At 44.9% G+C, this 10804-nt stretch carries 9 protein-coding genes and 1 tRNA gene; 3 read left to right on the top strand and 7 right to left on the bottom strand.

Annotated features, from left to right (window positions below):
• The first annotated feature begins 72 nt into the window (after positions 1-72).
• Both CVT49_12845 and CVT49_12840 read left to right on the top strand, forming a co-directional pair.
• The gene (locus CVT49_12845; protein PKK82631.1) at positions 73-327 is read left to right on the top strand and encodes a hypothetical protein; all 255 of its coding nucleotides are present in this window, start codon (positions 73-75) and stop codon (positions 325-327) included.
• A gap of 41 nt (positions 328-368) precedes the next feature.
• On the top strand, positions 369-1325 hold the full coding sequence (locus CVT49_12840) for a hypothetical protein (GenBank protein PKK82630.1): 957 nt from the start codon (positions 369-371) through the stop codon (positions 1323-1325).
• A gap of 357 nt (positions 1326-1682) precedes the next feature.
• Here the strand turns inward: CVT49_12840 and CVT49_12835 are convergent, their stop codons facing one another.
• From CVT49_12835 to CVT49_12805, 7 genes are all read right to left on the bottom strand, one after another.
• Positions 1683-2762: a hypothetical protein gene (locus CVT49_12835; GenBank protein PKK82629.1), complete on the bottom strand. Its 1080-nt coding sequence runs from the start codon at positions 2760-2762 to the stop codon at positions 1683-1685.
• 71 nt (positions 2763-2833) lie between these two features.
• Positions 2834-2904 (bottom strand) — tRNA-Gln (locus CVT49_12830).
• A gap of 262 nt (positions 2905-3166) precedes the next feature.
• Positions 3167-3841, bottom strand: a complete 675-nt coding sequence (locus tag CVT49_12825) for a thiamine diphosphokinase (protein ID PKK82628.1) — start codon at positions 3839-3841, stop codon at positions 3167-3169.
• Positions 3838-4941 carry an alanine racemase gene (locus CVT49_12820; protein ID PKK82627.1) on the bottom strand — a complete coding sequence of 368 codons (1104 nt, stop codon included), beginning with the start codon at positions 4939-4941 and terminating at the stop codon, positions 3838-3840. The genes CVT49_12825 and CVT49_12820 overlap by 4 nt, the downstream gene beginning before the upstream one ends.
• A 53-nt stretch (positions 4942-4994) precedes the next feature.
• Positions 4995-7124: a hypothetical protein gene (locus CVT49_12815; GenBank protein ID PKK82626.1), complete on the bottom strand. Its 2130-nt coding sequence runs from the start codon at positions 7122-7124 to the stop codon at positions 4995-4997.
• Complete coding sequence (gene amrS, locus CVT49_12810) at positions 7124-8263, bottom strand: AmmeMemoRadiSam system radical SAM enzyme (protein ID PKK82625.1); 1140 nt, start codon at positions 8261-8263, stop codon at positions 7124-7126. The genes CVT49_12815 and amrS overlap by 1 nt, the downstream gene beginning before the upstream one ends.
• Positions 8263-9183: a hypothetical protein gene (locus CVT49_12805; GenBank protein PKK82624.1), complete on the bottom strand. Its 921-nt coding sequence runs from the start codon at positions 9181-9183 to the stop codon at positions 8263-8265. The genes amrS and CVT49_12805 overlap by 1 nt, the downstream gene beginning before the upstream one ends.
• Positions 9184-9277: 94 nt before the next feature.
• On the opposite strand from CVT49_12805, the gene CVT49_12800 reads away from it, so the two are divergent.
• Positions 9278-10768 (top strand): hypothetical protein, encoded by a 1491-nt coding sequence (locus CVT49_12800; GenBank protein ID PKK82623.1) that lies wholly within the window; start codon positions 9278-9280, stop codon positions 10766-10768.
• The last annotated feature ends 36 nt before the right edge of the window (positions 10769-10804 follow it).

The raw sequence follows: 10804 nt of genomic DNA, 5'->3' as shown, positions 1-10804 counted from the left end.
TCAACATCTGAACACCTCCTGTCCTTCGGGACTCAGGATGAGAAAGAATCATAATAATAGTATCCTTTCTCCGTGTCCACTAAATCGGGGGAACTTCAAGTGATATTGACCAAAAAACATTCAATATCATCTATAAAAATGAACAAGTCCAATATATTGTCCGCAATGGTGATAATTATTCTTTTGAAAATGAGATTATTACTAAGGATAACAAATTTAAATACGTTCCTCCTTACAATCTTATTTCTGAGGTACTGGAAAATTATATTTTTCTACCATCATATCCTAAGGATTATCAGTGCGATGAAAAATTATATCAAGAAATAGAGGATTTTTTAGCTGCCTATATATTAATACCAGAGGAATATTTGCATATATGTGCAGCTTATGTGGTCGGGACTTGGATTTATGATTCTTTCAAATGTTTTCCTTATTTGCACATCCAAGGCCAACCTGGGCATGGTAAGTCTAGATTAAAAGATTTGCTCCTCAGGTTAGTATTTTTGGGTGTACCACATTCTGGTTCCTCAACTGTTTCCACCCTTTTTAGGATTACCAATCAAATCAGGGGAACTGTAGTTTCTGACGAGAATGATATTTTAACTAAAAATAAAAACGATGAAACTAGCAATGTTTATAAGCAAGGCTTTGAGACAGGTAATCCTGTTCATAGAACAAATCAGAATAGGGATGGGCAATACATTACGGAAAGATTTAGTGTATTTTGTCCCAAAATCATAACTACAATTGACCCAATATTTGATGCAGCCTTAGCGTCAAGGTGTATCAAACTCTATCTGGAATATCAACCAGAACACGGGAAACCCATACAACTGCCCAAAGAAATAGATGGCGGAGCTTTGGAGCTGAGAAATAAACTATTAAAATATCGATTTGATTATCTTAGTAATACTCAGCCATTATCATTTGATATAGAAGGAGATTATGATAATCGAACAAAGCAAGTATTTGCTCCATTGTTTTCTTTTGTTCCTAAAAATATAAAACCGGTTTTAACGGAATACTTGGATAAACACAAAGCGGCAATAAAAGCTGATAAAGCGGATTCAATAAATGGTAGAATCATTGAAATCATCAATGGGGCGACAGACTCCAAGGTATATTGTAAATATATCTCAGAAAAGCTACGAAATGGATTTGAGGGCCAATCGAAAGAAATTACCGCCAAAAAGGTCGGCGTTATCATCGAGCAGGACTTAAAGCTTGAGAAAGACCGGGATGCCAATGGGGTTTATATAATGCCCACCGATTCCAACCGTGAACGGATTTTGGAATTAGTTGACCAATACGGATTAGCCTCATGATGAACGTATGAACATAGTGAACGTTAAAAAGGGAGAGGGAAGGGAAACAGAAGATATATTTATTATATATATAATAAATAAATATTAAAAATAACCCCTCTCTTCTCTCTCTCACCCCTCCCAATGTTCACAACGTTCACAAGTTCACAGGTGGAGTCCTCCGACCTGATGTGTTCCCACACCATGTCAGCCATTTAGAGCCCAAATTTGTAAGCCGGGGTATTAGCAGGCTTTAACCAGTCCAGTCATAATTCTGACATAGAACAAGCCCCCTACCCTCCAGAAGTCTTTCCAGAGGGCTTCTTTGGAAGTTTAAAGGGTATTCCTGAAGGGTAATTGGACCTAAAAAAGAGAATATTATCTGGCATTTACAAGTTTTTCCACAGCTTTTTTGGTGTGTTCCTGAGTCTGATGGGAATAGATTATTGTCGTATTCCAACTCCTGTGGCCTAGCAAGCTCTGAACAGTGGGGATATCGACTCCTGCCATGAGTAAATTGGAAGCAAAGGTGTGCCGGAAGTCATGGATTCTGGTAATGTGAGGGAGTCCTACCCGTCTGGATAAGGTGAGAAGCTTCTTTCTCAAGACATTATCCTCAATCTTTCTGTTGTTATTGTTAAAAACAAAAGAACATTTAGAGTTCGACTGAAATTTTTCCAAAATACTTTTGACGGTTTGATTGACAGGGATAGTTCGTTCATATGATTTGGGACTCCAAAAAGGCTTCTCCTGGATTTTAATAAGCTCCTGTTCCCAATCGATATCATCCCATGTAAGATTGACCAGCTCACCTCTACGCATTCCTGTGTTCAAAAGGGTAATAAGTATATCCCTGAACCAGAATCCACTTCTAAGCGTCTCACAGCCACGGAGAAGAGCGTTTACTTCCTCCTCAGTGAGAGCCTTACCCTTTTTGGAATCGCTCGTTTTGAGCAGTTTTAAACGGCTGGCAGGGTTACTTTCCAGCCAATCATTATCGACAGCCCAACTTAAAGCTGCTCTAATAACAGTAAGCTCGATATTGATAGTCTTTGCCTTCGGTTTAGGTTTATTATTCTGTCTGTACAACATATATTCCTGAAGATTTCCTCTGCCAATCTGACTGATAAACTGAATAGGAGAGTGAACCGTAAAGAACTTTCTGAAGTGTTTAATGGCATTGTAATATCTGATATAAGTCCCTTTGGTCAATCGAGAATCACAACTCTCAAGATAGTTATTAAAAAAGAAATCAATGGGAATCTCAGGACGATTGGGTCGGATATCACCTTTGAATAGCTTATAGCGAAGTTCTTTGAGCAGAATATCTGCTTCTCTTTTGTCTGTACCAACAGATTTTCTGACTCGCTTACCATTGACCGAATAATTCAGATAATAACAGCCTTTTCGATGATACAAAGTCGCCATTTTGACCTCCAAAATTAGCCCTTTTGTCATAGAATGTCACAAAAGAACGATTTCCGGTTTTGGCAACTTCTTGTTATTGATGGGATTAGTACACAAATAAGCTGGGAGACAGGGATTCGAACCCCGATACCGTGGTCCAGAGCCACGTGTCCTGCCGTTGGACGATCTCCCAGTATTAAGACTGTCGGAACCTATCTATCAGTATCGGCAAAGGTCCCTGATAATTTTCACCAAATATATATGGGGAAAATGTTTTGTCAAGTAAATGCTGACCCGTTTCACCCCCTTTTTCAATTTAAAATCACTATTTACCGGCATCAAGGCAAAAATAACAGCGGGCGAGCTTGCCCCAAAAGAGTCTTCCCAAGTTTCAAACTTTTTCCTGGCATCCGGCAGGGACAAAATCGTTACTTGAATTTAAAAATGACCGATTGTCACTTTGAGATGACTGCCACGATGGCTTTGCCTGTGATCCTGATATTACAGCGACTGCTTTTAAATTGATTGCGGAGAGTCAGGGAGTCCCCGGTTTGCAGTCGTTTTCTGGGGGCGGGATACTTCAAGCCGCTAAATTCGAGCTCGGAACCATCGGATAACGGTATCACAGACAAATAATCACCCTTATGAGCGTGCAAAACTGTGGAATTGTCATGCAATAAATAGACTGTAATGCCCGGGCTGATTAAACGGGCCAAAACATTCCGACTATTCCTTCGGTTGAATTTGTTCACGAGTTCAAGCAGAAATATGTTGCCCAAAGTATGGTCTATTTCGTCAATAGCGATCCCGCCGCATATGTCGATGAATTCAGCGCCTCGTTCAAGAGAAAGTTCAAGCGCCAGCTGGCTGTCGGTCTTGTCTTTTTGCGACGGATGCCGAATTACTTCGAATCTTGACAGATATTTTGAAGACATCATCGGAGCGGAATCAAAATCGCCGATCAGGAGATCCGGAGTCAGTTTATGTTTCCGAAAAAATCTAATGCCGCCATCGACAGCAATTTTATATCCGCCCTTAATGAGTCTCAAATAGAAACTGTTTTCCCGGCTCGGGTAGTGCGAGTTGAGGAACAAAATATGACGCGAGGGGTATTTCATCAAAATTTTCAATTCATCTTTCCGCGGCTAGTTATTCTCAGTTTTTTCAACACTCGCTCTCGATCCACCAGATAAGCATAATCGAACAGGTTCATGGCTGTGCAAATATGGTTGGGTATAATACGAATACGATCACCAATCCGAAATTTCCGGGTCGCTTTATCAATAATGCCATGCTCTTCGGATAATCTGCTTATAATGCCGCCACCACCAATAATACGGCCGAAACCGGTAATGGCATCGCTGCCATGGGCGCCACGATCAAGCGCCAGCGCTTTGCTGCCGGCGTCAATTATAACACGACCCACTGACGATTTGCTAATCATGGTGGATATTATTGATGCCGCACATTGCCTTACTGAGATTGTTTGAAGTGTTACTTGAGTTACATCATTAAAGATATAATTGCCCACACGCAATTCTGTGACCCCCTTGATAGCTGAACAATATTTCGCTGTGGGGGTCGAGCCGACTGAGACAATCTTAATACTATGACCTCGCCGTTGCAGAATATCCGCCAGATCCGCCAGCCTCTTCCCTTCATATTGGCCTATCTTTTTGATTTCTACCTTACTGGAAGAGGCATAGGCATGGCCGGCATGAGTCATCAGCCCTGCCAGTCTGATACCTTTCAATCCGGCACAGAAGTCGGCCAGTTTTAACACTTCGCGATCATTTTCAAGGCCGCATCTATTCAGGCCGGTGTTTATCATGATAAGAACATCTAATGTTCGATGCGCTTTTTCAAAGGCCAGGGCCAGTTCCCGAGCATTATCAAAGGAATCAATTCCGACGGTCAATCGATTTTTTCGATGGAGCCTGAGCAGCCTTCTTATTTTAATCGAACCGGTAATAATATTGGCAATCTGAATATCATTGATGCCGGCCTCAGCCATCATTTCCGCCTCGCCCAGCTTGGCCACAGCGATGCCGACAGCACCCGCTTTAAGCTGCAATTTGGCCAGCTCAGGAATTTTGTGAGTCTTGATATGAACGCGGAGATTGACCCCATTTCTTTCCGCCAGGCGCTGCATGGAATCAATATTGTCCTCCATAATTGATTTTTCAATCAGTACGGCCGGGGTATCGATATCATAAATTGTCCGGATCATAGAATCAAAATATCAATCTTAAAGCGAATGGCAAGCAATATCCGAATCGATGCCTAAGCAGTTATTATGGCGCCTATAAGAGAAATCACCAATAAAATAATGAATGAAATCAGCAGCCATTGCAGGCCGATTAAGGGCAAAAGAATGGTGACCGCAGTCAGGGCGCCGATGGCCGAGCCGATAATTTCAAGGGCATAGCCAAGACCTCGATTCGATTCCGACTTCCCATAATAATAGCGGTCGGTGGCGGCAACAAACAGGGAGCCGGTCGCCATGGCCATGGTGAGCAGGAAGCATATCTGATATATAAGAGCAAATGAGGTCCCAATGCTGTTGTAGGTCGCATAATAGACCACTATTGCCGTCAACATCAGCAAAAGGGCCGGGTATTCCAGATTCTCTTTGTTTATTCGAAGCGAATAGTAGGTGCCGAGCGCCAAACCAATCATAAAGGAACCAATCAGTATCGCCATCTCCGAATAAAGCGATCCGGAGGTTGACTGAAAAATATAGAATGAAATCAGTTCCAGGGAAAGCGAGACGAGCCCGGCTATGAAATATAGAAAGAGTCCAAAAGCTCGCCGACGTCTGCGACGCATAATCAGGATAAGCAACAGGGCCAGGATCAGCGCCGGCAGAATAATCATAAACTGGGGATTTCCCAGAATAAAAGGAATTAACTTTCTATCCAGCCCATCGGCAGTTGACCGGTAAACCGCCTGATAGTAAGGTATTATCGGTCTATTGAGAGTATTCGCCCGCAGAGAAGCTTGAAGCGCTTTCTCCAGACGGGCGATTTTCAATTCTTCCAGTCGATCCGGCAGATAAATGCTATTAATATATTGAGGTTTATAGGACAATGAGTCCGAATTAAGTATGGCCTGCTCCGAAGAAATATTCAACAGCGAATCATCAAAGGCAAAAAATAAGGTCGTTTCTCCCGGCCATAATATGACATAATTAAAGGCTCTCTTGAAAGTGTTATACAGCGCGGCCAAAAGAATACTTTTCTCGGGCGAGATATATCGGTCGGTATCGTATGGCGCCGGATAAAACAAAATCCCGTGGTCTTCAAGACTTCCTTTGGTTTGATTAAGAAACTCTGCGGTCAGGAGCCGGCTGACTTTGTTATTATCCGGCTCACCCGGATTCAGAATAATAATATCATATTTACTGATGATTTGATGCTTAAGGAAATATGAAAGTTGATCGTCATCAATTCGATTTAATCCCGCCACTGGAGGAATGAACTGATTAATGGCCTCCGAGAGCTCTTTCCTGGGATCGAGAGCGGTCAATTTGACACCGGTAAGGCTGTCAGCAAGTTGCATAACGCCGAATTCCGCCCGGCCGATATACAGGACGTTCTTGCTGTCCGGCTTGTAGAGAAAGGGCGGCAATAGGCAGCTTTCCGCCTGCAATAGATTTGGATATGATGCCTCGGCGGCATTATCGGTCATAAGGGTAATCATCTCATTTCGGGACAGGATAGCCTGATGCCCGTAGTGAGTATCGAACGATTTTTCGATCCGAAAAGAATCATATTTGGTCCTGTCAAGATAAATATCCAGGGTAGGAATTATCATTTTTATAACTACAAGAATTGCCAGAAGAGTCGGGAGAATAATATATATTTTTCGATTTCCGACGGGCATCAGATAAAGTGTCAGCATCACCACTCCAAGCGCGAAAGCCATGGCCAGCGTGGAATAAACAATTCCGACCAGAGCCGCAATAGCCACTCCCCCGATAAAGGCGCCGATGCCTTCCAAAAGGTAAACCTGGACAATGGATTTTGCCGGACGGTGCCCTTCCCTGGTTATGGCGGTAAAGAGCCAGCCGGAGATAACTCCGACCGGGATCATAGCGGCTATCGATAAGAGCGCGGCCGTAGAAAATGGGACAACTTCACCCGGAACGCTGATCGCAAAAAGGGGACCGAGTCGTGCCGTAATAATCGACGACGGCAGCAATATGGCCCCGATAATAAACAACGGCAGTGCTTTGATTTTAATTTTTCTGATGCCGCCGAGACCGGCCCCGCCCGCGACGGCAATAAGCCAGCCGAAGAGAGCGGTGCCGATAAGAAGCTCATCGCCATTAAAAGAGGCTATCAGCTCCCGCAATAAAAGAACCTGGCCCCCTATTGAAAAGAAGCCAAGCAAAAAGGCTTTTCGGTTCATTAAAAAAGTCCGGGTATTTTGTGCCCGCAATCGGGACATTTGCCGTTTTTTATTTCGTTCCGAATAATGCGATATCCCCTGCGGTCAATCAACAACTTTTCGCATTTGGGGCAATAAGTCGATTCGGCCGGATGCCCGGGTAGATTTCCGAGATAGACATATTCAAGACCTTCGGCCCGGCATATCTGATGTGCTTTCTCAAGGGTGCTCTGCGGCGTCATGGGCAGGTTCTTGAGCAGATATTGAGGGTGAAAACGAGAGAAATGAATCGGGGTATCGGTCCCCAGATTGGTTTTAATCCACCCTGCCAGCTCCCTGAATTCCTGATCACTGTCATTTAGCGTCGGCACGACCAGATATACTATTTCGAGCCAGACACCGCTCTTTTTTATTTCAACCAATGCTTCAAGTACTGGCTTTAATTCATTATCCACAATATCTTTATAATATTGTTCCCTTATGGACTTTAGATCGACCTTAATGGCATCAAGCTGGGTCAGGAGTTGCTGAAGCGGTTCCTTTTCGATGGAGCCACCGGTAATCATTACTGACTTGACGCCCTGCTTATGCCCCAGTTCGGCTATGTCATACATGTATTCATAGAAAATGACCGGCTCGGAATAGGTATAGGCAATAATCGGCACTTTTCGGGAAACAGCGACGCCGACGACGCTCTCAGGCGGCATATCCATATTATCGGTCTGTTCCGGGCGAGATTGCGAAATGTCCCAGTTTTGACAGAATTTACAATTGCAGTTACAGCCGGCGGTCGCCAGCGAAAAAGCATTCGAGCCGGGATAAAAGTGAAACAGCGGTTTTTTTTCAACCGGGTCAATGTTGACGGCACAGGGTAAGCCATAAACCAGGGTGTAATAGACATCTCCCCTGTTCTCCCTGACCCCGCAGTAGCCGCGTTCGAGATCGGTTATGCGGCAATGCCGCGGGCATAGTTCACATTCAATTCCCCCCGTCTCGAGCTTTTTATAGTACCGGGCTTCGACCTCGGAAAGTCTTTTCGTGAAATCAAAGGCGCTGGCGTTCTGGATACCGCCGACAATTCCGGGCAGCAAATCAGTGTGGGCCGCAACAGCAGCAACAGCGCCGCAACCGAGACACTTGACAAATAATCTTCGATCCATCAGAACAGCACTCCTTTCGAACCATTACCGTCGCTGTCAAGCTGTATGACATCAATCGAGATTCTTGTCATATCGGCAATCCCGAGGCCGATTTTTTCGGCCTCGACCAGGTAATTGACCGGCCGGCTGTCATCTTTCAGGGTCGGCATATTATGGAGGACGCGGATATGATCCAGCAGTTCCAGGGCGACTCGATCGGCGGCCACCGGATCATCAGATATAATCAGCCCGCCGTATTTATGCAGATACCGGCTGTCATAGCCGGGGCCCATATGATATTGCACTTTCACGGCATCAATGATGATCAACCGGTTCTTGGTTTTAATCGGTGTCAGGGCCGAAACATGGGCGGCAAAAGGGCTGCAATTGTCGGCATGATATTTATTGGGATTATTGATGGCCCCAAACATATTTTTCAGTCCGCCGGACAACCCGGCTATGGAATGGTCTTTCAAAACAGGCATATTGATATTGGAATCGATCATATCGGTCATAATGCGCGTTACCAGGGAGTTGGCTTTTCCATGACCGTATAAATCAGGGCTGTACCCGGCGTTGTTGCTGTCGGTACCGAAACATCTCCGGCCAAAAGAAGAGGCATTAAGTTCATAGCCGGCTTTTTCCAGTTCGCGTGATTGTCTTTCCCAGACAATAATATTATTGTCTTCAAAACCGGCCTTGATCAAAATATCGCCCAGGGCCTCGGTTAAAGGGATAGGTGTCGAATTGAACTTATGCGTCAGACAGTTGGTTTTCATACCGATCACTCTGCCCGGCAACAGGGTCCGGATTTCCTTATCAATGACCGGCGAATCGAAAAGCCTTTGCAAGCCTTTTATGAGCATAATTTTATAATCACTCTTATTCAAAGCCTCGTCGGCCTTCCTATCAACCATTCTGACAACAACTACTTTGCTCATACTCAAATATTATACAACGATTTCCAGTCTGACCGCCAATACTTTTTTCTTGACCGTCCACGTAAAGATTAGTATTCTAATTTGAGGATTAAATATGCATAAAACACTCATTTTTTCTGTCTTACTGGTCATATTATGCGGGCTTTCTGTTTCCGGCCAGCAGGCGCCGAGGCGGCTTCCGGCCGTGGCAGACATGTTCTACCCTGCCGACGCAGCCAAACTCCACCAGATGGTGGATCAGCATCTGGCTTCTGTCGGCGCCCAGAGTGAAATTGACGGTAAATTGATCGCTCTGGTGGTTCCACACGCGGGACTGATTTACTCGGGACAAATCGCCGCCTACGCTTATAAACTGCTGGAAAATTCGGGAGTAAATAAGGTAATCCTGTGCGGCCCTTCACATAAATATGGCTTTGATGGCATCTCGGTCTATGCGCCGGGCGGCTCATGGTCGATGCCCTTTGGGGATGTCCGAATTAACCGCGAAATGGCTTCGAAGCTCATATCCTTTTCTGATAAAATTAATTTCATTCCTGAGGCACAGGATCGCGAGCATTGCCTTGAAGTCCAGTTGCCTTACCTGCAAACGGTCATGAGTGATTTTACGATGGTGCCAATAATTATGGGGAACCAGAGTAAAGAAAATATCAAATTACTGGCCGATGCCTTGAAGAGCCTCGAATTCGATTCTCAGACTGTGATTATCTCTTCAACCGACTGGCAGCATTATAAGCCGGCCTCAATCGGAAAGAAATTTGATTCCACCGGTTTGGTTTGTTTTGAGAATCTTGATCCGGTCAGACTTGAAATGGCTCTGGCCGACGGATCAGTCGAAATGTGCGGAGGCGGACCGGCGGTGGCGGTGATGAAAGCGGCGATTGCGAAAGGCGCCAATAAGGCAAAAATACTGAAGTATGGCGATTCGGGTGATATTTCCGGAGATAAAAGCTCGGTGGTCGGCTATGCCGCAATCGCTCTATATAAATCAAATGATAATGGTTCAAAATTATTGGGTAAAGATAAGAAAAAAGAATTACCCTCAACGCTCGAGCTTACTGATGAGGATCGGCAAATATTATTGCAGATCGCACGAAAGACCCTTGAAAATTATCTTTCGGGTGGTTCAACTCCCGAATTCGAACTGACCGATAATCTTAAGAAATTCGGCGCCGCTTTTGTGACGCTGGAAAAAGATGGCCGGCTGCGGGGATGTATCGGGCATACGACCGCTGTCGAGCCGCTTTATAAGACGGTCTCCGATTGTGCCATCCAGGCCGCGGTGGCCGATCCCAGGTTTCCTTCGGTGGATCGGGCGGAACTCGATAAATTGCATATCGAGATTTCGGTTTTGAGTCCCATGCAGAAAATTGAATCACTCGAGGACATCGTGGTGGGCCGTGACGGTTTAATGATTTTCAAGGGTCAGAGTCGGGGATTGCTTTTGCCCCAGGTGGCCACTGATTATGGGTGGGATCGGACCACATTTTTGGAGCAGACGTGTCAGAAGGCCGGTCTTCCCACAGATGCTTACAAATCACCGGATGCGACGATTTTCAGGTTCCAGGCGAATGTATTCGGCGAATAAATACCGGGGCCGCTTGACAACTCTCGATTGCTTAGT

The sequence above is a fragment of the candidate division Zixibacteria bacterium HGW-Zixibacteria-1 genome (assembly GCA_002838945.1).
GTDB lineage: Bacteria > Zixibacteria > MSB-5A5 > GN15 > PGXB01 > PGXB01.
Note: the sequence above shows the minus strand (reverse complement) of the source record. Positions and strands in the feature narration are given on the sequence as shown.

Excerpts from the sequence above, each read along its gene's own strand:
- CVT49_12835 (PKK82629.1), bottom strand. The coding sequence starts at position 2,762 with ATGACAAAAGGGCTAATTTTGGAGGTCAAAATGGCGACTTTGTATCAT.
- CVT49_12820 (PKK82627.1), bottom strand. The coding sequence starts at position 4,941 with ATGATCCGGACAATTTATGATATCGATACCCCGGCCGTACTGATTGAA.
- CVT49_12815 (PKK82626.1), bottom strand. The coding sequence starts at position 7,124 with ATGAACCGAAAAGCCTTTTTGCTTGGCTTCTTTTCAATAGGGGGCCAG.
- amrS (PKK82625.1), bottom strand. The coding sequence starts at position 8,263 with ATGGATCGAAGATTATTTGTCAAGTGTCTCGGTTGCGGCGCTGTTGCT.
- CVT49_12805 (PKK82624.1), bottom strand. The coding sequence starts at position 9,183 with ATGAGCAAAGTAGTTGTTGTCAGAATGGTTGATAGGAAGGCCGACGAG.
- CVT49_12800 (PKK82623.1), top strand. The coding sequence starts at position 9,278 with ATGCATAAAACACTCATTTTTTCTGTCTTACTGGTCATATTATGCGGG.